The 23686-nt window shown below is 72.9% G+C and carries 9 protein-coding genes; all 9 read right to left on the reverse strand.

The features are described 5' to 3' along the window. Positions 1-3 precede the first annotated feature (3 nt). Positions 4-621 (reverse strand): ATP/GTP-binding protein, encoded by a 618-nt coding sequence (locus tag AB0Q90_RS20435; protein ID WP_363160064.1) that lies wholly within the window; start codon positions 619-621, stop codon positions 4-6. Beyond that, complete coding sequence (locus AB0Q90_RS20440) at positions 599-970, reverse strand: DUF742 domain-containing protein (RefSeq protein ID WP_363160089.1); 372 nt, start codon at positions 968-970, stop codon at positions 599-601. The genes AB0Q90_RS20435 and AB0Q90_RS20440 overlap by 23 nt, the downstream gene beginning before the upstream one ends. Before the next feature lie 2 nt (positions 971-972). After that, entirely contained in the window at positions 973-1407 is a 435-nt protein-coding gene (locus AB0Q90_RS20445; RefSeq protein ID WP_363160063.1) for a roadblock/LC7 domain-containing protein, read from the reverse strand. A gap of 65 nt (positions 1408-1472) precedes the next feature. Continuing rightward, positions 1473-3344 (reverse strand): ATP-binding protein, encoded by a 1872-nt coding sequence (locus AB0Q90_RS20450; RefSeq protein ID WP_363160062.1) that lies wholly within the window; start codon positions 3342-3344, stop codon positions 1473-1475. A gap of 402 nt (positions 3345-3746) precedes the next feature. Next, positions 3747-4910 carry a kelch repeat-containing protein gene (locus AB0Q90_RS20455; protein ID WP_363160061.1) on the reverse strand — a complete coding sequence of 388 codons (1164 nt, stop codon included), beginning with the start codon at positions 4908-4910 and terminating at the stop codon, positions 3747-3749. After that, on the reverse strand, positions 4907-6088 hold the full coding sequence (locus tag AB0Q90_RS20460; protein ID WP_363160088.1) for a kelch repeat-containing protein: 1182 nt from the start codon (positions 6086-6088) through the stop codon (positions 4907-4909). The genes AB0Q90_RS20455 and AB0Q90_RS20460 overlap by 4 nt, the downstream gene beginning before the upstream one ends. 23 nt (positions 6089-6111) lie before the next feature. Then, complete coding sequence (locus AB0Q90_RS20465; protein ID WP_363160060.1) at positions 6112-7332, reverse strand: kelch repeat-containing protein; 1221 nt, start codon at positions 7330-7332, stop codon at positions 6112-6114. Beyond that, positions 7329-16496, reverse strand: coding sequence for a neuraminidase-like domain-containing protein (locus AB0Q90_RS20470; protein ID WP_363160059.1), 9168 nt, complete (start codon positions 16494-16496; stop codon positions 7329-7331). Before AB0Q90_RS20470 ends, AB0Q90_RS20465 begins: the two co-directional genes overlap by 4 nt. A 5-nt stretch (positions 16497-16501) precedes the next feature. Then, the gene (locus AB0Q90_RS20475) at positions 16502-23416 is read right to left on the reverse strand and encodes a SpvB/TcaC N-terminal domain-containing protein (RefSeq protein WP_363160058.1); all 6915 of its coding nucleotides are present in this window, start codon (positions 23414-23416) and stop codon (positions 16502-16504) included. Between the last annotated feature and the right edge of the window lie 270 nt (positions 23417-23686).

Consider the following 23686-nt stretch of genomic DNA (forward strand, 5'->3'; position numbering starts at 1 on the left):
TGATCACATGTGGGCGCCGTGGCTGGGCGCGGGTGCCGGGGTGTGGGCGATGAGGTGTTTCACCAGGGTCAGCAGGGTCTGGACGCCCGAGCTGGAGATCCGGGCGTCGCAGCGGACGACCGGGATCCCGGGGTCGAGGTCGATGGCGGAGCGGACCTCCTCGGGGTCGTAGCGGTAGGCGCCGTCGAACTCGTTGATCGCGACGATGAAGCCGAGACCGCGTTGTTCGAAGAAGTCGACGGCGGCGAAGCAGTCCTCCAGTCGTCGGGTGTCGGCGAGGATGACCGCGCCGAGGGCGCCCTCGCACAGCTCGTCCCACATGAACCAGAACCGCTCCTGCCCGGGTGTGCCGAACAGATAGAGGACGTGTTCGGGGTCGAGGGTGATGCGGCCGAAGTCCATGGCCACCGTCGTCTCGACCTTGTTCTCGATGCCGTCGAGATTGTCGGTCGCGGCGCTGACGGTGGTGAGCAGTTCCTCGGTGCTGAGCGGCGCGATCTCGCTGACGGCGCCGACGAAGGTCGTCTTGCCGACCCCGAACCCGCCCGCCACAAGGATCTTCAGCGCGGTGGGGAAGGGGTCGGCGCCTTCGTCGTACTCAGAGCTGTCGTCGTAGTCCATCGAGCACTGCCTCCAGAAGAGCCCGGTCAGTGGGGTTGTGGTGGAACTCGGGGGGCTTGGTGGTGAGCGCCCCGCAGTCGACCAGGTCCGACAGCAGCACCTTGGTGACCGCCGCCGGCAGCTTCAGGTGGGCGGCGACCTCGGCGACCGAGACGGGGGCGCGGCACAGGGCGAGCGCTTCCGTGTGCTCGGGTCCGAGGTAGCCGAGGGGCGTCGCCCCGGTGGCCATCACCTGCGAGATCAGATCGAGCGCGACGGTGGGCCGGGTACGGCCGTTGCTGACCGTGAAGGGGCGCACCAGTCGTCCGGCCGCGTCGTCGAGCCAGGGCCCGTCGCCGGCCGCCGCCACGCTCAAGGCCTCGACGCCGACGGTTCGACGGCATGCTGCCGGGGGGCGGTCACCAGGTACGGGCGGACGCTCTTGACCAGCATCGCCATCTCGTAGCCGAGCACGGCGGCGTCGGCCTCGCGGCCGGCGAGCACGGCGAGACAGGTGCCGGAGCCGGCGGTGGTCACGAACAGCAGCGTCGAGTCGAGCTCGACGACGACCTGCCGGACGTCTCCGCCGTCGCCGAAGCGGACCCCGGCGCTGCGGCCCAGGGAGTACAGGCCGGAGGCCAGGGCGGCCATGTGGTCGGCGCTGTCCGGGTCGAGGCCGTGGACGGACTTCACGAGCCCGTCGCAGGAGAGGAGTACCGCACTGGTCGTGTGCGGTACGCGCTGCACGAGGCCACTCATCAGCCAGTCGAGATCGGATGCATGGCCGGTCGGCGCTTCGCTCGCCATGGTGGATCGACTCCTTGAGGTACGAAGGTCTGCGGGAGCGCTGGGGGTGGGGGTGGGAAGGGGGGTCATCCGGCGGGTGCGCTCCCGTCGTGCCGGGTGGTGTGGTCGAGGCGGGACATGCGCACGGGGCGCGCCTCGGTTATGCGGGTGGGGGACACGTCCGGTTCCATGGGGCTGGACACCATGTGGATCGAATCCACCGTGTGCGGCGGCTCTGTGGGGTCGGGACCCATGTGGCCCGCCTCCATGTGCTGTTGGGCCTCGGCCAGGCCGATCCCCCGTTGGAAGGCCGCCATGAGGCCGGGGTCGTGTCCGGCGAGGTGTTCCGCGTCCGGGCGGGGCGCGGCGGGGCCCCCGCGCAGTTGGGGCGCGATGTGTTCCTGGGCGCGGCGGCGGGGCAGTTGGGGCTTGCCCATGGTGCCGCGGACGGCACTGCTGCGCGGGGTGGGCGGCGCGATCGTGTGCTCCGCGACGAGGGGGCGGTCGTCGGGCCGGATGCCGGGCACGGCCTCGGCGGGGGTGGGCCGCTCCCGGTGCGCGCCGCGCACGGGCAGCGGTACGGGCCCCCCGCCGTTCGCCATCGGTGCCGCGCCCCGGTGCTCCCCCACCGGCCCACGAGGCGGCGCGGCCTGCGCGTGCTGCTGAGGATGCACCCGATGCTGAGGCTCCCCCTGCGCCGCCTGCTGCGCTACGGCGGTCATGGCCCCGCCCGCCGCCCCCGCCGCCCCCGGCTCGGCGCCGAGCAGCCCCTGCGGTACGACGAGCACGGCCTGCACGCCGCCGTAGATGTTGGTCTGGAGGCGGACGTTGATGCCGTGCCGCCGGGCGAGCTGCGAGACCACGAACAGTCCGATGCGCCCGTCCGCCAGCAGGCTGGCGACGTTGACCTGGTCGGGGTCGGCGAGCAGGGCGTTCATCTTCTCCTGCTCGCCGACGGGCATGCCGAGGCCGCGGTCCTCGACCTCGACGGCGAGCCCCGAGGTGACGAGGTTGGCCCGCAGCAGCACTTGGGTGTGCGGGGCGGAGAACACCGTGGCGTTCTCCACGAGTTCGGCCAGCAGGTGGATGACGTCGGCGACGGCGTGCCCGCGCAGGGTGCCGTCGACGGGCGGCACGAGCTTCACCCGCGAGTACTGCTCCACCTCCGCGATCGCCGAGCGCAGGACCTCGGTCATGGAGACGGGGTTGCTCCACTGACGGCGGGAGACGGCGCCGCCGAGGACGGCGAGGTTCTCGGCGTGGCGGCGGATCCGGGTGGCGAGGTGGTCGACGTGGAAGAGGCTCTTGAGCAGGTCGGGGTCCTCGATCTCGTTCTCCAGCTCGTCGAGGATCGAGATCTCGCGGTGCACCAGGGACTGAAGGCGCCGGGCGAGGTTGACGAAGACCTCCAGCTTCTGTTCGCTGCCGGCCTGGCTGGAGAGCTGGGAGGCCTGCACGACGGCGGTGACGGCGCCGTCGTGCGCGCGGGCCAGGTCGGCGGCGAGCAGTTCGAAGTCGTCGGCGTCCTCGGGCGGGCCGCTGCGCGGCTTGCGGCGGGGTGGGCCGTCGCCGCGGCGCAGAGTCTCCACGAGGGCCCGCAGATCGGCCTCCTGACGCGCGCTGCCGCGGCGCAGGGCCCCGATGCGCTCACTCACGGACTTCGCGGTGCGGTCGGCGGCCACGGCGGCGATCACGATGCCCGCGAGGGCCACCGCGATCGCGCCGCCGAGCATGCCCCACAGGGTGAGACCGGGCCGGGCGCCGGTGGACCGGACGGTGAACAGTACGGCGGCGCAGCCGGCGAGGGCGACCGCGATCGGCGGCAGCACGGCGAGCCGCAGCAGTTGCGGCCGTATGTGCGTCTCGGGCAGCGCGGGAACGGGGCGGGCGACCGGCCGTCCGTGCCGCCCGCCCTCACGGCGGTCTGCGCGTGCGGCCGGTGCGCGGAGGTGAGACATCGGTGTCCTCGTACTGTCCGTCGGGCGGGTTGCCGGGAGTCGCGGTCTGCGCGTCGGGCGTGCGCCATCGCGGTGCCGGTCGAGTGAGCCCAAAAATTCGGCCCCGCGTCGCCCGACGGACACTGACAGTAGTCGGCAAGGCATCATGTGCGATGGGCAGTTGACAAACTCGCACGCACAGCGTCCCGCTCTGGTATGAGGGCTCGCACGGCAGATCGACGGACCTTACGGGAACCGGCCCCGGAACGGAAAGATCTCGATCACACCTGGTCAGAAGCGGTCATCGACGAACGGCGGGGGCCGGAGAGCGTCTCGCTCTCCGGCCCCCGCTGTTTCCCGTTTCCCTGCCCGGGCACCCCGTTCTCGCCCGCCTCGACGGTCTCCTGACCGGAACTGCCGATGTCACCCGCCGTGTCGGACCTCCGCCGTGAACAGTTCACTCGTGCAGGTCAGCTGGTGGTGACCGCCTGACGGGGTTCCCGGGCCGGTCCGTCTTGCTCCGGCGGTGGCAAGGACGCGGCCGTCGAGCAGGGTCACCGCCGCGAAATCGCTGCGGCCCACCGTCAGGCCGGCGGCCGGGTACCAGGACCGGGTGAGGGGGTCGTAGCGCACCGCGCTGCCCAGGCCCGCGTCGTACAGCGGCTCCGTGGTGCCGCCGAGCACCAGCACCTCGCCCGAGGGCAGCGGGACCGCGCGGTGCTGGGACCGGCCGCAGGGCATGTCCTGCTCCCTGGTCCACGCGCCCGGGCCCGGGTGGTAGCGCTCGGCGGTCGGCAGGCTGAACGGCTCCAGGCGGCCGTCCGGGCCCGGTGAACCGCCCGGCCCGCCGCCGGTTGCCAGGACGGAACCGTCCGGCAGGGCGGTCAGTTGGTGGCCGCCACGGGGGACGGCGAAGGAACCCGTGGGCGTCCAGGTGCCCCTTGCCGGGTCGTAGCGTTCGCAGTACGCGAGGGCCGCTCCGCCGCCGCGGTGGGTGTAGGCCCAGCCGCCGGCCACCAGGACGGAACCGTCCGCCAGGGCCGCCGCCGGGTGGTGGGCGCGGGCGTCGCCGAGGTCCCCGGTGGGCAGCCACCGCCCGCCGCCCGCCGGATCGAACAGCTCGGCGGAGGTCAGCGAGCGCTGCGAGTCGCCCGATCGGCGGTCGCCGCCACCCGCCACCAGGACGCGGCCGTCCGCCAGCAGGGTCGCGGAGTGCGCGAAACGCGCCTGTCCCATCGGCGCGGCTTCCGTCCAGCGACCGGTGTCGGGGTCGTACAGCTCGGCCGTGGCCAGCGGACGCAGCGGATGCGTCAGCGGACCGCCGTAGCCTCCGGCCACCAGTACGCGGCCGTCGGCGAGCACTGTGGTCGTGTGCATCCGCCGGGCCGTGTGCAGGGGCTCCGTCGGCGTCCAGGTGCCGGTGGCCGGGGAGAAGAGCGCGGCGCCCGCCTGGGCGGTCAGCCGGGCGTCGCCCCCGCCCGCCAGCAGGACGTGCCCGTCCGCGAGGAGGACCGCGCCGCTCTGGGCTCCGTACGCGTTCAGTTCCCGGGGCAGGTCTCCGGTGGGCGCCCAGTGTCCGGTGCTCATGGCGTGAACACCTCCGCCTGCGTTGCCGGGACGTCCGCGCCCAGGGCCGGGGCGGCGACGCCGGTGCGGGTGACGCCGCCGGCCACCAGGACCCGGCCGTCGGCGAGCGAGGTCGCGCCGAAGATCCACCGGCCGGTACGCAGCGGGCCCGCCGGGTACCAGCGGTGGGCGGCCGGGTCGTAGCGCAGCGCGCTCGGATAGCCGCAGTCCAGGACGGCCGGGTCGGCGCCGCCGCAGACGAGGACCTCGCCCGAGGGCAGGGCCAGCGCCCGGGCGGCGCAGCGGCCCCAGGGCAGCGGCGCCTCCTGCTGCCAAGTGCCGGTCGCCGGGTCGTAGCGTTCCACGCCGGTGGGACCGTACGGGTCGTGGCGGGCGTCCCCGGTCGGCGTGCGCCCGCCGCCCAGGACGAGCACGGAACCGTCGGGCAGCGGCACGGCCTGGTGGTCGGAGCGGGCGGAGTGCAGCGCGCCGGTGGCGGTCCAGCGGTCGCCGAGCGGGTCGTAGGTCTCGCACCAGCCGAGCGGGGTGAGGACGGGGCGCTCGGTCGCGGTCAGCCCGCCGACGGCAAGCACGCGCCCGTCCGGCAGGAGTGCCGCGGCATGGTGCCAGCGGGGGTCGAGCATGTCGCGGGCGGGTGTCCAGGTGCCTGTGTCGGGGTCGAACAGCTCGGCGGCGGCCAGGGTCAGGACGGTCCGGGTGTCGCGCGGCCGAAGTCCGCCCGCGACCAGCACGCGGCCGTCCGGCAGCAGCGTGGCCGAGTGCCCGGTGCGGGCGGCGGCCATGGGCCGGCCCGGTTCCCAGGTCCCGCTCTCGGGGTCGTAGAGCTCGGTGCTGTCCAGGGCGGGCTGGGGGTACGCCTGAGGTCCGGGGGTGCCGCCCGCGGCCAGGACCCTGCCGTCGGCGAGGACGGTCAGCGTGTGCAGCCTTCGGTCCTGGCGGAGTTCACCGGTCGTCGTCCAGCTGTTGTGGGCGGGGTCGTAGAGCGCGGCGGTGGACACGGATCGCAGATCGGGCCCCGCTCCGCCCGCGGCCAGCACCCGGCCGTCGTGCAGGGTGACGAGACCCTCGTACTGGCCCGCCCAGTACACCAGCGGGAAGGGCGGCTCACCCGCCGCCGCCCACTCCCCCCGGCCCGCCACGGGCCGGGAAGCCGGTTCGCCGCCGTCGGCCAGGACCATGCGCACGGTCGTTCCTCCCGCGTTCAGGGGTGGTAGATCTCGGTCGTGGCGGTGACCTCGTCCTCGCCGTCCACCGGCGCGGCGGGGCCCGAGCGGGTGAGGCCGCCGATGGCGACCGCCCGTCCGTCCGGGAGGGCGACCGCGGCCGGTGCCCAACGGCCCTCGACGGTGCCGAACTCGGCCGACCAGTTGTCCGCGACCGGGTCGTAGAGCACGGCGTTCTGGTAGCCAACGGCGAGGGAGGCGTCGTCCGTGCCGCCGATCACCAGGACGGCACCGGACTTCAGCCGGACCGCCCGGTGGTGGCTGCGCCCCCACGGCAGGTCGGCGACCGTGCTCCAGGTCCCCGCGCGCGGGTCGTAGCGCTCGGTCGTCCACTGGCTGTATGGGTCGAACGCCCAGTCGTCCTGGCGGAATCCCCGCATATCGCCTCCGGTGACCAGCACACCGCCGTCGAGCAGGAGGGTCGCCTGGTGGCCCTTGCGCGCGGAGGCCAGACTCCCGGTCGGCGACCAGGCGTCGGCGGCCGGATCGTACGTCTCGCAGTACCCGAGGGCGGCATAGCGGCCGCGACCGACCGCGAGAACCCCGCCGGCGACGAGCACCCGGCCGTCGCCGAGCGGCACCGCAGGATGGCCGAAGCGGGCGTCGGTCATCGGACGGGCGGTCGTCGTCCACTGTCCGGTGACGGGGTCGTACAGCTCGGCGGTCGGCAAGGTCTGGAGGGACGGCCCGGGCCGTGCCGTGACACCGCCCGCCACGAGGACCCGGCCGTCCTCCAGCAGGGTTGCCGAGTGGGAGAAGCGGGCCTGGCGCAGGCCGCCGGTGGGGGTCCAGTGTCCGGTGCCCGGATCGTGGATCTCGGCGGTGGCGAGGCCCTCGGCGGGTCCGCCGGGAGGCCGGCCGATCCCGCCGACGGCCAGCACCCGGCCGTCGGCGAGCAGGGTCGTGGTATGCAGCCGTCGCGGGGTCCACATGTCGTCGTTCGTCGTCCAGGTGCCGGTGGCAGGGTCGAGGACCGCGGTGGTCGCCGTGGGCGTACGGCGGCCGTCCTCGCCTCCGGCCAGCAGGACCCGGCCGTCCTTCAGGAGCACGGCGGCGTCGGCGGGTTGAGCCCAGAACCCGGCGGACGGCAGGTCTCCGGCGGCCGTCCACCCGCCTGCCGCCCGGGGGGCCGCGGGCCGGTCGGCCGTAAAGCCTGACGCCCGCTCCCCGCCCGGACCGGACCGCGGCGAGAGGCTCACCGCTCCACCCGCGCTACGGTGTACCGCACCACCAGCAGCAGGTCCACGACCGCCTCCGGGTTGATACCGGAGCCCGCCCGCAGGTCCGGGGCCAGCGCCGCGATCCGCTCGGCCGGCACGCTCAGCTCCCACTCCTCACCCGCCTCCGTGACCGGGCCTCCGACCCCGTCCGCGGCCGCCCTCGGCTGCCCGCCCAGGGAGGGATCCGCGCTCAGCCGCACCGCCGCGCTCCTGCCGGGGCCGGCGGTGAGCGTGCCCGTGAGCGGCTGGCCCTCGCCGTAGCAGTCGACGTAGCGCTTGCGGCCGTCGGGCCGCAGCTCCCCGGAGAGCACCAGCACCAGTTCCGGCTGGGACACCGTGATCCGCTCGTCCCGGAACACGTACGGGAACCGGTCCTTGGCCACCGTGAACCGCAGCGTCGCGGGCCCGCCCGACGGCGGGGCGAGGAAGCGGCTCCACCGGTCGCCGAACTCCCGGCGCGCGCTGAACGCCCGGTGCGGCGCGGTCGCGCCCTCGCCGTGCGCCCAGGTGGTCAGCGCGGCCCGCAGCTCGTGTACGGCCCGTTCGGCCAGGGCACCGCCCCCGTCGCGTGCCGTGTACCTCAGGTGCAGGACCACGTCGGTGATGGACTCGTAGTCGAACTGCCGGAACTCCTCGGGCAGCGACAGCCGCCAGCGGCTCACCGCCCCGGCGCCCTCGAACGGCAGGAACCGCTCGTCGCGCAGGCTGGTCTCGAACAGACCGGAGTCGTCCTGCCCGGTGCTGGTCACGATGGACTGCCCGCTTCCGGCGCTGTCACGGAACCGGGTGTCCGAGCGCTGCCGGGCGTACTTCCCGTCGGTCAGCCGGGGATCGACCCGTACGGTGCTGTCCAGCAGGGTCGCGGTCAGATTGACGGGGGTGTACGGCCCGGTCACGCACGGCACGCTCACGGCCAGGCTCTTGATCCGGCGGAGATAGTGCCCGGGCGTGTCAAGGTCGAACAGCGCCTCGGGCAGGGAGAGATACGCGCTTCCGGTCTCCTTCAGCCGGAGCAGCGCCACCGGGTCCAGCTGGGCGAGTGAGATCCGTTTCGTCAGCTCGAACTCGCGCGCGTTGCTCTCGTGGTAGGCCGCGTCCATCCGGCCCAGGTCCACGGCGAGGCGCTCGCCGGACAGCAGCCCCTTGTGCAGGGTGTCCCAGTAGCCGAAGCGGATGAAGTCCGTGTCCTCGACGCCCAGCTCGTGGCGGTAGGCCCGCTCGGCGCGCTTCGCCAGGTCGTACGCCAGCTGGTACGCCTGGAAGTAACTGGTGGCGAGCCGGCCGGCCATCCAGTCGTAGAGCTCCTGGCTGGTGTACTTCTCGTACAGGAAGGCGTCCGCCTCCCCGGCCTGGGCGAGCTGGAGGTCGTGGTTCTCCAGTTCCAGCCGGGCGACCTTCAGCCGGATCTCGGCCGCGACGATCTGCCGCTCGTACTGCGCCTGCTCGATACGGCCCTGGTCGGCCTGGAACGTCCAGTCGTCCTGGCGCCGGTCGTAGCCGGCCATCGTGGCGGCGAGCGCGCCCGCCGCGTTCAGGTTGTTGCCCACCTTCTCCAGGGATCCGGAGAGCCCGTGGAGCGCCTGGCTGAGGCTGCTGCCGCCGAAGGTGAGGCCGATGGTGGTGGGGGTGCCGGTCTTGACGTCGGGGATCAGGCCCATGGCGCTGGCCGTCATGTCCACACCGGCGGCGACCGCTTGGTGGACGATGGCCGCGGCCGACAGCACGGTGTGGGCGATCTCGCCGGTGTTCATGTACGACCTGCTGGAGTAGTACTGCACCTTCCCCTCGGCGCCGTCACGCGACTTCTGCACGGCCTGGAGGCTCGCGTCGGCCTCCACCACCTGCTGCGCACGGACCTCGCGTGCCGCTTTGAGCACCGCCTCCTCGTGGTGGGACCTGAGCCGGGCGAGCGCCTCGGCGTCGCGCTTCTCCAGGGCGGAGAGCAGGGCGGCGCCGAACGCCTTGACCTCCGCGGCGAGTTCCTTCGCCTTGGCCGACATGGTGGCGAACCGGTAGTGCGGTACGGGAGCACTGATGTCGTCCAGGACGCTCTCCAGGCTGAGGCCGGCGGCCGTGGCCCGCACCAGCAGCGCGGGATCGATGGCCGGGCCGAACAGCGCGGCGCGCCGCTGGACGCCTGCGATGTCCTGCCCGGCACGGATCTTGGAGAGTCGGTCGGCCACGGTGTCCCAGTAGCCGAGGAGTTTGTCGTTGCGCGGGACGACGAAGTAGTTCAGCCAGTTCACGCCGAGTCCGGGCATGAGCTGCGGGTCGGCCACGGGCGCGTCCTCGGGCCCCACCGGCACGAGGTGTTCGGCCTCGACGACCGCGGACGGCCCGGAGGTGGGCGCGACGACCTCGCGGTAGGTGAGAGGTGGGGGAACGGGCCGTCCGGTGACCTCCTCGGGCCGCCGTCCGAGGAGTTGGGAGGCAAGGACGTACAACTGGGTGGCCTGGTTGACGGCCTCCAGGGTGTCCTGGCGGAACAGCTGGTCGCCCCAGGCGATCAGGTTGTCGAGGTATTTCATCACCACCGCCTTCTGGTAGGCGGTGGTCCGCAGCCGCGCCACCACGTCCGGCTCGAAGGGGTGGGTCAGCCAGTCGTACACCTCGGTCGTGTCCCACCAGCCGCCTTCGGCCAGCCGGCGCAGGATCACCTCGATGCGTTCCTTGTGATAGTCCGTCGTGAGAAAGAACGGCTTCGTCTTCCAGAAGCGCTGGGGCGCCGGCAGATCCTCGCGCTCCGTGGGATCAAAAATGTGGTGCAACCACTCCTGCGCCTGCGCGAACCGCTGGTTGGTGGACAGCCGGGCGGCCCCGAGCAGCGGGGCGTGGAAGAACAGCTCCCAGTTGTAGTCGGCGTAGGCGTCGCCGCGCGTGAACTCGACGGTCTCGACGGGGAGATCGCCATGGACGACGTTCATGTTGGGCCCGTACGAGCGGGCGAAGTCGAAGGCCACACCGAACTTCTCGGGCGTGAGCTGGAGTCCGCGGTCGTACAGACCGTCCATGCCGCGCAGTGCGAGACGGGAGGCAAAGGTCTGGGTGTACGGGTGGTAGACGGGGACGATCTGCACGTGGGAGGTGCCGTAGGGCTGGGGCACCAGCAGGAAGGTGCGTTTGTCGTCCGTGAACGTCTGGTAGAAGCGGGTGGGGTCGTCCGTGTACGTATGGGAGCACAGCAGCCGGGGCAGGTCGAAGCCCGGGGTGCTCATGAGCAGGTCGAGGTGCGGCCGGTACCAGGGATTCTGGACGTCGAACATGCAGAAGGGGCCGTACTCCCCCAGAATCTGCACGTACTCGTTGTAGCGCGCGCGGGTGCGGGGAGGGATGGGCAGCGTCGGGTTGTCGGAGGTCGCTTTCATGAACACGCCGAAGGTGATTCCGCCCAGGCGCGAGGTGAGGTAGTAGTCGCCCGTGAAGTCGATGGCCGGCCCCAGCCGGCGGGCGAAGCAGAACTCCACCGCCAGATCGTCCGGAAAGTACTGCGCGGGCCGCCTCGGCGCGAGGGAGTAGAGCTCGGGATTCAGGACTCCGTCGATCGGGTCCACCGTGCTCTGCCGGGCGTACAGGATGTCCTTGGCGACCGTCTTGTGCTGCCACCTGCCGTCCGTGAACTGGCTCCAGCTGAGCTTGAACTCGCCGTGATGGGGCGGGTCGGCCACCGTTTGGCCCGGCTCGGGCATGCGCAGCGGCTGCTGATCGGCCACGTCCGTGTATGTGCCCCAGAACAGGAACAGGCGATCCTTCCAGATCACCGGCACCACCGGATCCCCGTCCACATCGAGGTCGATCTTCTCCCACGGAGTCCAGTAGCGGCCTTCCACCCGCCGCCGGTAGTAGTGCACGCGGGGCGTGGCCTCGCTGCGCCCCACCAGGTGCAGGTCGCCCGGGCCGTACTCCTTCTTCTCGTGGCACAGCCCGGCGGGCTGCAGCCGGGCCACCCGGTCCAGGCTGTCCAGATAGCCCCTCACCCCGTCCTCGATGGATTCCGAGGTGACCTCTCGCTGCATGATCGCGTTCTCGAAGTCGGTGAAGAACGGAGTCTTGTCCGTCCGTAGCTCCGGCTCGAAGTAGTTCTCCGGGAAGAGGAAGACCCTCTGGTTGGCCTCCCAGGTCCGGAACCGCTTCATCCACTCCCACTGGCCCCACGGGCCGTTGTTCCACACGGCCACTGGCTCCAGGTTGAGCAGGATCCGCTGGGCGAACAGCTGCACGGTGTAGATGGCCTGGGCGAGCCGGGTGGTGAGCTGGGCGGGTCCCATCTCCACGTCCAGCAGGAAGTGGTCGTGCAGGTCGTCGGCGGTCCGCCAGTGGGGCCGGCCGTCGGCGTCGCGCAGGGTGAGGAGGTACGACACCAGGGCGGCCCGCTGCCGTTCGCGCAGCGCGTCCCGCAGCGGGGTGGCGGCCGCCGTCCAGTCGCGGGGCGCGTGCCGGGACTTCGCCGCCAGCCAGGCGGCCTCGGCGGCCTCGGCGGTGGGTTCGGGGGCCTGCCACAGCTGGGCGCGTTCGGCGGCGACGCCCATCCGGCGCAGCAGTGCGATGCCGTCGAACAAGGTGCGCATCGCGCCCGGGGTGCCGTACTGCGCGGCTGTGGTGATGCCACGGCTCCGAGCGACGGCCGTGATGTCGGTGGCGGTCCAGCCGGTACGGCGGGCGAGTTCGGCGGCGGCCTCGCGTTCCTGGGCGCCGGGGGTGCGAGCGATGTCGAAGACGGCCCGCAGGGTCGGGACCCCACCCGGGATCACGGAGCGCAGCCGGCCCAGCTCCAACAGGGTCCGCAGCGGAGCGACGGGGGCGGTCGGCACCGGAGTGAGCGGCAGGGTGTTGAGGTCGAGCCAGCCGCCCTGCGCCGCGTAGCCGAAGACGTACGGGATCTCCTCGGCGGTCACTCGCAGCCGAGCCAGCACCAGGGCAACCCGGTACAGGTAGGACAGCGCCCGGAACTGCGGTCCGAACGCCGTCCGGCTCACCGCCACGGCCGGGTCGCTGCCGGTGAACTCGGGTGCCAGGAACTCCTGGAGGACCGGGCCGCGGCCCGGTGCGCGGAGCCAGTCGCGCAGCAGGGTGTCGGCGCTCGCCGGGTCGAGGCCGGTCGCCCGGCCGAGGTGCTGGACGACGGCGGTCTCGCTCAGGGTGCGCCGCAGGTAGGGCGCGAGCCGTTCCAGGACCAGGTGGAAGCGGTCCGCCGGCGTCACGTCCGAGCCGTCGAAGAGGGTGCCGGCGTCGGCGGCGGTGAGGAAGCCGTTGCCCTCGGCGGGCGCCTTGTTCTGTGCGGCCACGAGGTCTTCGGCCGCTTTCACGATCTCCGCTGGTGTGCCCTGGACGGTGAGGAGGGCGTGTTCCGCGTCCGTCAGATAGCCCCGGCAGCGCAGGGCGCGCAGGCTCGGGTCGTGGAACACCTTGGCGGCGAGCGTCGCCGGGATCGTGTATCCGGCGGGCAGAGCGGGCAGGGCGGCGGCGAACACCGGGACGCGCAGGGCCTTCATGCGCATCCGCACGACAGCGCGCGGCGCGTCGTGCAGCAGGCGGACGGCTGCCCGGAAGGCGTCGTCGGCGCCGGGCAGGGCGAGGGCGCGGTCGAGCTGCGCCTGGTTCATCGGCCCGCCGAAGGTGAGCCTGCCGCTGTCCGGTTCCTCCGCCATCTCGTGGCGCAGGGGCAGGTCGGGCGGCAGGACCAGCTCCTCGGGCAGCGCGGCCAGCGGTGTGGTGTAGGTGACGGTGCCCAGCAGAGTGGCGACGGCCTGCTGGACGAGGGCGGCGTCCCAGCCGAGCAGGGCGAGGTGTTTGCGGGTGAGGTCGCCCTTGTCGTCGCTGGTCCGGGCGGTCTGCTGATGGACGGTCTGCACGGCGGCGCGCACCGCGGTGAGGGTGGCCGCGAGCTCCTCGTCCCCCGGCACCGGGCCCTGGGGCTTCGCGGTGAGTACGGCCTCCAGGTCGGCGACGGTCAGACCGCTGTCGGCGAGCAGCTCGGTGAGTGCGAGGAACTCCTCGGTACGGGTGATGCCCTGGTCGATGGGGTGGGTCGGGGCGGCCGCGGCGGTGGGGTCGGCGCCGCCGAAGCGGGCGGGATCGCCGCCTGCGGGCTCGGACTCGGCGCCGGTGACGGGGGTGACGCGGGGCAGCCGGACGGGCGCCCCACCGCCCAGTTCCGTCTCGGCGCCGGGGGCCTGGAGGCTGCCTGCCGTCGGAGGGGTCCAGACGAACGGAGGGCTGTAGCGGCCCAGGCGCAGCGTGTCGGGGATGCTCAGGGAGACGGCCCGGGCGAGGGCGACCCAGGCGGTCAGCTTGGTCAGCGCCAGGAGGTCCAGCCGGTCGGGGATCACCGCGTCCGGGCCGGTGGTGAGGGCGGCGAGCTCGTCGTCGGTGACGCGCAGGACGCCGAGGAGCGCGGCCGTGACGGCGGGCCGACCGGTCAGCGGGCCGACCTCCTGGAGCTCCGTGCGGTCCGCCGTGAGCCGGAACGGGTGTGCCTGGCCGGGCTGGACGGGGACGACGGCCGGGTCGAGGAACAGCCGGTCGTACAGCGGCGGCCGCTGCTCGGCAGGGTGGCGATGGGTGTCCAGGGGTTGGGAGAAGGCGAGGACCTGGTCCGTGTCCAGTCCGAGCCGGTCGGCGAGTCGTCGGGCGGCGGCGATGCAGCGCAGGGCGACCGGGTCCAGTCGCCCGCCGGAGCCGCTGCCCGCGATCAGCCGGTCGAGTTCGTCGGCGGACACCCCGAGGGCGCGGCACAGCCGGACGAACCGGTGGAGCCGGTCGAGGAAGGCCCCGTCGATGCCGGTGAGCGTCATCCGGGTGGTGTCGTAGGGGCGTTGGGGATCGAACTGGACGCTCACGGTGCCGCCCGGGTTCACGAACCGGGTGCGCAGGAGGAGTTCCAGCTGCTCGTAGGAGAGGTGGCCGGTGTCCAGGAGGGTGCGCACCCCCGTCATCTCGGTGGCCAGCTCTTCGGGCGTGAGGTCGGCGGGCCGTCCGTAGAACTCGGCGAGGCTGCGCACGGGGGCGAGGGGTTCACCGGCGATGATCCGGTGCTCGTGGCGGGTCAGACCGAGCCGTTCTGCGGTGCGGACGGCGCTCGCCTCCTCGGCGCCCGCTCCGGGGATGCCGAGGGTGGTGAGGAGGGCGTCCCTGGTCACGCCCAGGTGTCCGAGGCAGGTTGCGGTCTGTGTGTGCCACAGGTCGAACGGCAGGTCCCACGGGTGGACGGCGGCGCGCAGCTTGTCGTAGGCGCCGGGGTTGATGTGCTGGGGCTGGACGCGGAGTTCGGCCTCGTCGCCGGTCGTCTGGCGGGCGGCGGTGGGCACCGCGGTCTCCGGTGCGGCGGCCGACTCCAGGAGTTCGTTGACGAGGTCGACGTAGGGCAGGGCGAGTTCGGTGTTGTCCTTGCCGAGGTGCAGGTCCCACAGGTCGGGGCGCCGCTGGTGGAGGACGTCGGCGACGGGTCCGTCGCCGGACCGGCCGGGGTCGGAGCCGTCGCCCTCCCCGAGGCGCCGCAGGAAGTACAGGAGGTCCACGAGATAGGCGGGCTGCCCGTGCACCGTCTGCCATTCCTCGACCGCCGGGTAGTCGGCCGAGCCGAACAGTTCCTCCCAGTTGGGGATCCGGCCGTCCGGCGCGAGCGGCGCGGGCAGCCAGGGCACGGCGAACTGTCCGGCGGTGCGCAGGTCGGCGACGAGGTTGACGGCGGTGGCGTGCACCCGGGTGGCCCGGGCGTGCATCGCGTGGGCCTCCGCCTCGCCGACCTGGCCGGCCATCCGGCGGGCGAAGCCGGCCCCGTCGATACGGGCGATGTCCTGCGCCGAGGCGAAGCCGTTGTCGCGCAGCGCCCGCATGGTCTCGAAGCGGGGCGCGATCTTGAACGTGCGCTGGAGGACGCCCAGTTCCCGCCGGGCGTCGGCATCGGGGACGGTGGCGGCGTTGACGGGGGCTCGGGCGAGGTCGAAGTCGGGGTTCTCGGCGAGGAAGCGGGTGGCCGGGCCGTCCCGGTGACCGGGGTCCGCGGCCAGCTTGTGGGCGAGGTAGGCGGTGGGATGGGCGGCGGCCACGCGGGCGCGGACCGACTCGGCGTATTCCGGGGCCTCGCGTCCGGGCGGGGGGCCGCCGGCCCGCTCGACGAGCTCGGGCCACTGCTCGTCGAGTGCCACCAGGTCGCGGGTCCCGGTCAGGCCGTCGGCGGCGGCACGGTCGAGGAGGACTCCGACCAGGGTGGGGTGTTCGGCGGTCAGGGCGGAGAGTTCCAGGGCCAGCCGCAGCCGGTCGGCGTGCGGGTCGGCGCCCGCCGTCCGGTGCCAGGTGTCGTCGGTGCGGTCCAGGTAGGCGCGGTAGAGACGCTCCCGGGCGTTCGGGTCGGGTACGGCGATGGTGAGAATCCGCGCGAGCGGGGTTGCCGCGACCCCGGCCTGGGTGAACGAGGCGGAGGCTGCGGCGAGTTGGCGCTCCCGCAGCGCTGTGAGGAGCGCGTCCGTGTGGGAACTCAGATCCGGTGCGGGACCGCCCGTGCCGTCGGACAGATGCCCCGCGCGGCCCTCGGCCGGCTCGGGCGGGGCGACCGGTGCGAGGGCACGGCGGACGTCCTCGGCCCGTCGCTCGGCCAGGGCGGCCAGGTTGTCGGGGAACCCGTGGCGCAGCAGCGCGTAGAAGACCTCGGCGGGCTGATCCGTCACTTCCGCGTGCCGTGCGGCTGCGGCGAGATGTGCGATCGGGCCGGGCTCCCGGCCCAGGACGCGGGCGATGTAGGAGACCTCCTCCTCGGTGAGGCCGGCCGGGTCGGCTCCGTCCAGCAGGGGTGCCAGATCGGCAAGGAGACGTTCGTACTCGCTGCGCCCGTCCACGGAAAGGGTGACGTCGAGGGTCGTGTCGGGCGTCCCGTCGAGCGGGCGGGCCACGCTTGCGGAGGTGCCGTCGAGCACGACCTCGACCAGCAGGTCCGCTGTTCCGGCGGGGGCCGTGAACTCCAGCACATAGCCGCCGTCGGCCCCGGCGACGGCCTCGCCGAGCTGCTCGGTCGAGCGCAGCCGCCGAGCGCTGACGGCCACGCCTGCGCCCGAGCCGGGACGGCCGTCGGCGCGCAGCACCCGTCCACGCAGTCGGCGCACGCCGTCGGCGGAGACGGACGCGGGGGCACCGGAGGGAACGCTGGTCAATGTCCTCACCATCCGAAGAACTTGTTGACGGCCATCACGTGGTTGCGGAAACTCTCGGACTTGGCGAGCAGGGGGATGCCCACGTGGTCGACGAGCTTGTCGACCGCGAAGTCGACGGCGGCCACCGCGGAGCCGATGCCGGGAACGGCGCTGATCACATTGACCGCGGCATGGGTGTAGTCGCCCTTCCTGAGGTCCTGGTTGATGCCGTACAGGGCGATCGCGGTGCCGAAGAGGGGTGCGATGCGCGCCGCGCCCCGCGCGTTCTTGACCACGGACGCGGCGCCCGGTGCGGTCTTCGCGACACTCGCGGCGGCCTTCGTCGCGGTCTTCGCGGCGGTGTCCGCCGCGGATCTGGCCCCGGACAGGAAGGCATGGGCCGCGCCGCGGAACCCGCGGGCCGCGCTGGCCGCCTGGGCGGCGGGCCGCCCCCGCACCCCAAGCTTGATCTCCCCGGTTTTCACGGGGTAGAGGCTCTCCTTGCCGGCCGCCCGCGCGGCCTCCAACGTCGGATTGGCCGCGCCGGCACCGGCCGCCTGGCGTGCCTGTTCGAGGATCGCGTGGGTGGTGCCCGCGGTGCCCTCCTGTCCACGCACCAGAGCCAGATTCGTGACGTCCAGAGCCTTGGCCGGCACCATCGCGAGCTTGTCGAGGACGTGGTGGATCTGGATGCCCTTCTCCATCCCGCTCACGTACCGGAAGCGCTTCCCCGCCGCCTCGAAGAGCTTTCTCGCGCGGTTGACCGCCGTCCCCGCCGCCCGGTTGGATCCCTGGCCGCCGTGCAGCTCGGTGACGTACGCCAGCTCGTCGTGGAACCGCTGGAGGCCCTCCTTCAGGTTTCTGGCCCCGTATTCCTTGGACAGCACGTGCTGGACGGACTCCTCCCACATTTTGGCTACACGGCCCGAAAGCAGCCCCTCGTGCGTCACCGCAGGCAGCGCCGACTCCAGTCCGTCGGGGTCGTGCCAGGTGGCCGGGTTGGCCCGGGCGTAGACGTACAGGTTGGGTCCGTCGACCGGGCCGGCCGGGTCCGGGCTGGTCCAACGGCCCAGCCACGGGGCGTAGTAGCGGGCACCGTGGTGGGTGAAGCCCGTCTCCGTGTCGGTCTCCCTGCCGGTGAAGCGGTACCGCTTGAGGCTCGTCCGTGCCGCGCCGGCCGCCGACCGGAAGGAGGTCGTGCCGTACGGGTGGTACTCCTCGTACGACAGCAGAAGGCCGTCCTCGTCCACTTCGACGGTGGCGCTGCCGAGCAGGTCGGAGAGCTGAAAGCGCAGCACGGTGCCACCGCCGGTGGTGGTCTCGGCTAGCGCGATCCTGCCGTGCTCGTCCTCGGCGTGCACGGTGGTGCGGGTCAGCGGTCCGGTGACGGCACCGGTCCTGACGTACCGTTCCCAGGCCCCGCAGTACACCCGGGTCTCGGTCCGTGAGCCGTTCTCGACGGTGGCGCGGACCCGCTCCCCATGCTCGTCGTACTGGTAGTGGGCTGTTCCCCCGCCACCGAGGTCTGCGCGGACGAGGTGATCGTCCGCGTCCCATTCCAGGGCGGTCAGATGGGGCATCGAGGTGACGCGGCCCAGCTCGTCGTAGGTGTAGGGGGCGGAGTGGGTGCCCTCGGCGTCGCCGGGGAGGCTGGTGGCCGACAGGCGGTTGGAGTCGGGAGCGATCGCGTGGCGCCGGGTCCAGCTGCCGTCGGAGCCCGCCGAGTGGGCGAGGGTGAGCAGGTTGCCCGCGGGGTCGTAGGTGTAGGACTCCCTGTACCGCCGCATCGCGTTCGCGTCGTTGACGTGGGGCAGCGGGTGCGTGGGCGGTCCACCCGGCCCGGGCATGCTCGGCGGGTTCTGGCCGATGTGCTCCCGGCCGGTGGCCCCGACGAGCCGGTACGCCGGGTCGTAGACGTAGCCACGGGTGGCCGGGACCACGGTGTTGGCGAAGAAGAGCGTGTCCTGGGCGCGGTCCTCGGTGGCCACCACGTTGCCCACCGGATCGTAGGTGTACTCCAGCAGTTGGAGCTGTTCGCCGGAGGCGGAGCGGGTGTCCACCGTGGACAGCCGGAAGGTGTCGGGCTCATAGACGTAGCGGGTGCGGGTGCGGGAGCCCCGTTCGAGCAGCACACGGCGGCCGTGCTCGTCGTAGTCGATGTTCCGGACGAGGAAACGCCGTTCCCCGCCCGGGACTTCGATCTCCAGGGTCTCTGGAAGTCCGGCCAGGTTGTAGCCGGTCCACAGTCGGCTGCCGTCGGGGTGGGTGACCAGGACGGGCCGGTCCAGCGCGTCGTAGGCGGTGCGTGACGCGTGCTCCTCGTCCTCCAGCAGCCCGGCAACAACCTCCAGCGCGTGCTCCGGGTCGTCCTGCTCCCCCAGCGCGGACCAGTCGGGTTCCCCGCGTGGATCGGCGGCGAACCTGCGTACGACCTGAAGGGTGTTGCCCTTGAAGTCGACCTCGTCGGTACGGGTCACGCCCGCGCCGTCGAAGACCAGGCAGGGCCTGCCCCGCAGGTTCACAGCCTCGGGAGCGGCCAGGGACTCGCCGTAGTACCAGCGGGTGCACAGCCGTTCGGCGCCGCCCGGCTCAGAGCGGTAGGTGTGCGTGGGACGCCCGGCCACGTCGTGGCGGTGGCGCACGGCGGTGCCGTGGGCGTCCCAGGTGCGGTACGGGCGGTCGGCCGCGTCGTGCAGGGCCCACCGGTCCCCCGCGTCGGCGCTCCAGGTGTGCGCGGGCCGGCCGAGCATGTCGTACCGCCGCTCCAGGACGCGAAGCCCGCGGGGGTCGGTGAGAGCCGTCTCGTTGCCCTGCGCGTCCTGTTCGACAGTGGTGACCAGGGTCTGCCCACCGCCCAGGTCCACGGCGGTGACGCGGGGGCGACCGAGCGCGTCGAGCCGGACCCGGGTGGGGGTGTCGGCGTGGGCGTCGGTGAGAACGGCGGCCCGGTGGCGGGGGTGGGTGTCGGGCAGGGCGAGGCGTTCGCGCTGCCAACGGCTGTCGCGCGCGGTGTCGTTGCGGTCCCATTCGCGGCGCTCCCAGGCGTGCGTCACCACGCGTTCCTCGGTGCCGTCGGGGTACTCGGTCCGCTCCGGCCTGCCCAGCGGGTCGTAGTGCAGGACGGGTGTCACCCCGCGCTCGACCAGCTCCGGCTCGGTGTCGTACTCGGGGTCGGGGGCGAAGTACGGCTCGTACTTCTTCACCGGGTTGCCCTTGCCGTCATAGACCGTGCGGCCGGTGCCCACCCAGCGGGGCGTCCCGGCGACGGGCTCGGCGCGCGTCTTGACCAGGGCGATGCGGCCGGTGCCGTCGACGTAGGTCCAGGACTCCCGCAGCGGTGCGTCGGGGTCGCCGTGGCGTTCGCGCGCGTACTGCCGGAAGCGGGCGGGGGTGGCGCGCAGGTCGTAGTCGAGCCAGGTGGTGGGGGCGTCGCCGGGGGCTGGTTCGGTCCGGGTCAGGTCCAGGTGGTCGCCCTCCTGGGCGCCGGGCCTGCCGAGAGCGGCGGTCGCGATGACGAAGCCGAGCGGGTCGAAGCGGACTCCGGTGCGGTTACCGTTGGCGTCGGTGAGCAACCAGGGCCTGCACACCCGGTAGTTGAGCGCGGCACGGGTGCGATTGCCGGCGGGATCGGTGAGCTCGGTCGCGTGCAGCAGATGGATGTCGTACGCGATCGTCCAGCGGCCTCCGAACGGGTCGACGTGGGCGACCGGCAGAAAGCCCCGGGCCGGATCCGGGACCTGCCGCATCGAGGGCGCCCACCACAGCCCGTCAAGCCGCACATAACCGGCATCGGCCAGCAACGCGTCGCCCACCCGCTCGCCGTACAGCTGCCGGGCCTGCCCGTCCGCGAACACCTGCCGGTACTGGCGCCAGAGCAGCGCCCGCAGGCCGACCTGGCCCGGCGGGAGCTCCGTGGCCAGGTCGTTCGCGTGGTAGGTGTGGCGGGTGCGGCCGATGAGCCGACGCTGGGGTCCGGGCCCCTCGAACTCCTGGTGGTACGGGATCTCGTCCCGGGCGGCGGTGTCGAGAAGCTCCACCAGCCCGGCGACGGTGAAGACCTCCGCCGTGCCCGGGACTCCGCCGATCTCATAGCCGCGCTCCTCGACCGGGGTGCCGATGCGCCATGGGCCGTCGGCCGTGGTGTCGTTGGCCGGATCGAGTTCCTGGACGGTCAGCCACAGCCGCTCCTGCTCCGGGCCGGCGGGGGTGGCTCGGGGGTAGGCGGCGCGGGCGGAGCGCAGCACGTTGCCCCAGTCGTCGAACTCCAGGGTGAGTTCATGGCCGATCCGCGGGTCGTCGGCCTGGCGTTCCAGGTGCGCGGTGAGGGTCTCGCCGGGTACGGCGAGCACCACGCAGTGACGCCGGTCACCCTGCGCTTGCAGCACGTGCAGCAGGTGGCTGGTCTCGGTGACGGCGTACGGGGTCCCGAGGGCGCCGTCGGCGTCCTCGGCGTAGACCTCCTCGCGCAGGGGTCGGCCGCGCAGGGCACGGGTCGCCTGACGGGCCTCCTCGACGGTGAGGCCGGCGGGCAGGACGGTGTCGGGCAGCAGCGGGCCCGGCGGTAACCGCTCCGCGTGCCAGTACTCGTCGGCGAACTGCGTGGAGACGCGCTCGTCGGTCCAACCGGTGTGCTGCCAGCGCCGGGTGACGGCGGCGGGCTCGTGGCTCCGTCCGTCACCGGCCGGGTAGGAGAGCGCGTCGCGGTGCTCGACGTAGCCGAAACCGCGGAACTCGCGTTCCGTTCCGTCGTAGTGGCCGTGCCGGTAGCGGTACGAGGAGACCTGGACGGTGCCGGCGACCTCGTCCTCGGCCCGTACCTCGGAGACCGTCTGGACCGGGAATGGCAGCCGGGTCAGCCAGGGCCGTCCGGCGGCCTCGTCCGCGAGCCGCTGCGTGGTGGAGGACGCGTAGCGCAGCGTGGTGCGCAGGCCCATGCCGTTGCTGACGGTGTGCAGCACATGGGGTTTGCCGCCGGCCATCAGATCGACGTAGCGGATCTGGGGCTCGGAGTCGGGGCGGGGTTCGGCGAGGACCAGGCAGGCGGTGCCCTGGCCGAGTAGGTCGGTGACGGCGACGGCCGACGCGGCGGGCGCGCTGTGGTGCACGGTCTGCGACGGGCCGAAGGAGTTGCCGGACTGGTTGAACCAGACGCGGACCGTGTCCGGCCCCACGTAGACCAGATCGGTGGGTGCCGAGCCGTCCACGTCGCCGAGGATCACCCGGCGGGGGTCGAAGCGGTCGGGGTGGTCGAGGTGGGGGGCGTCCGCCATGGTCACCCTGGGGCCGAACCGGCCGTGGCCGAGGCTGGGCCAGTAGCAGATCTCGCCGTTGCGGACCCGGACCAGGTCGGTCAGCCCGTCCCCGGTCATGTCGGCGAGATGGACGCTCTGTTCGGCGTCGGCGAGCAGCAACCGGGGGCCGCGGTCCTCGGTGCGGGCCGCCGGGACGGAGAGGCTGTCGCCGAAGCCCTCCGGGCCGAGGGAGGGATGCCAGGTGAATCCCTCGTCCCCGGCGAGCAGGACGTCCGCGAGTCCGTCGCCCGTCAGGTCGATCAAGTGGACACCAGGGTCGGTCCAGTTCAGTGCGGGCCATCGTGCGAAGGTCCGGAACGGCGCCCAGCCCCGGTCGTCCGTGCGGGAGTGGTGCCCGGGTAACGCCCCGGCGAGTTCGACGAGGGAGAGCCGCCCGTCACCCGCGAGGTCGAGCAGCCGACGGCCGCGGGACGGACCGGACGGCATGGGGTCCACCGGCCGGGGGCCGTCGAGCAGTCCTTCGCCCAGGTTGCGCCGGTAGTACCAGGCGCCGTCCTGCTCGGTGAGGAGGCCGGCGATGCCGTCGCCGTCGAGGTCCGTCCACTGGCTGCGCTCGTCCATGCGGGGCGGCGGGTCGCCAGGCGCTCCGCGCAGCGGTCGAGCCTCGGAGGTCACGACGCGTGGGGTGTACGTGAAGGTGAGCGCGGGCAGTTCGGCGGTGCCGGTTCCGGTGTACCCGCGGTGGGTGATCGACGTGAGCTTGGTGAGCGCCGGGTCCGACCGGTACTCCAGGTCGGTGGAGCTGACGAGGACGGGCTCCGGGCCGAGGTCGGGGATGCGGTGGAAGAGCAGGACCCGGTGACACAGGCGGTGGGTGCGCACCTCGAAACCGGGACGGCGGGTGGAGAACGGGTCGGAGCGTTCGCTCCAGGGCCGGACCTCCTCCGGGGTCGGCGCGTCCTTGTCGTGCTCCCCGTAGTCGAAGACCACCTCGAAGCAGAAACGTCCGCTGTCGCCGGGCACGGGGTTCCCGTAATGGATCCGCTTGATCAGCCGGTCGGCGCCGCCGGGCCGGTCCTCCGCCTTGTACGCGTACCGCACCAGGTTGCCGCGGTCGTCGGCGGTCTCCTCAAGAAGCCAGCGGAAGATCCGTGTTGGATCGTCCGGGTCCGCGATGCGGGCCGCCGCGTCACGCCCGAAGACACTGGTGACGTTCTCCCGCGAGGTGACCCGCCAGTGGGTGTCACCCGTCGCGCGCTCCCGCCACCTCTCGATCCGCGCGAACAGCCCCTCGGTGCGCGGCCGATAGTAGACGATGTCGTACGGTCCTACTGCCCGCGCCGACGGCGTGACGGCCGGAACCAGATCCTCTGCCCCGGTGAGCTGGAAGACGTCGGCACCGTCGAGATAGCGGGGCAGGCCCTTGTCCGTGGTCCGGGAGATGGTTGGCACGTCGAGCAGCCAGCCGAGCCCGAACGGGCCGTTGCCGGCGCTGGAGTCGTAGGAGAGAGCGAGCTCCGGCTCGGCACCGCCGCGGGCGGGGGTCAAGGTGATCGGGACGGTCAGGGAGGCCGTCCCGGTGACTGAGTCGGCGGCGATCTTCTCCGCCATGCCGCGGATCGCGCCGCCGGCCTTGGGGAGCGAGAGTGAAGGTGTGGACGGGCTGGCGGCGCGAGGGTCGGCGGGCACGCTCCCATCCTGGTGGGTGCGGCCATGACAGAACACCCCCCGAAAGTGGTAACTGATCTCGGCCAGGCGGCGGGCGCCTCTGGGCGATGACCTTCCCCGACCGAACGATCGGCCCCCGGCAAGCCGGGGCTCGCACGCTCTGCACCGGGATGGGGCCTCCCTGCTCCGGTCTGCCCCAGCAGCCCTGAGCCCGGGCGCTCGGAACGCGACGCCTTCAGCGAAGCCGGCGCGCACGGAACGCCACGGCCTCAGCGGAGCCAGCACGCACGG

Source organism: Streptomyces sp. NPDC079141 (assembly GCF_040686775.1).
Lineage (GTDB): Bacteria > Actinomycetota > Actinomycetes > Streptomycetales > Streptomycetaceae > Streptomyces.

What these genes read in the sequence shown, in the direction of transcription:
- AB0Q90_RS20435 (WP_363160064.1), bottom strand. Translation starts at nt 621, where the DNA reads ATGGACTACGACGACAGCTCTGAGTACGACGAAGGCGCCGACCCCTTC.
- AB0Q90_RS20445 (WP_363160063.1), bottom strand. Translation starts at nt 1,407, where the DNA reads ATGGCGAGCGAAGCGCCGACCGGCCATGCATCCGATCTCGACTGGCTG.
- AB0Q90_RS20450 (WP_363160062.1), bottom strand. Translation starts at nt 3,344, where the DNA reads ATGTCTCACCTCCGCGCACCGGCCGCACGCGCAGACCGCCGTGAGGGC.
- AB0Q90_RS20455 (WP_363160061.1), bottom strand. Translation starts at nt 4,910, where the DNA reads ATGAGCACCGGACACTGGGCGCCCACCGGAGACCTGCCCCGGGAACTG.
- AB0Q90_RS20460 (WP_363160088.1), bottom strand. Translation starts at nt 6,088, where the DNA reads ATGGTCCTGGCCGACGGCGGCGAACCGGCTTCCCGGCCCGTGGCGGGC.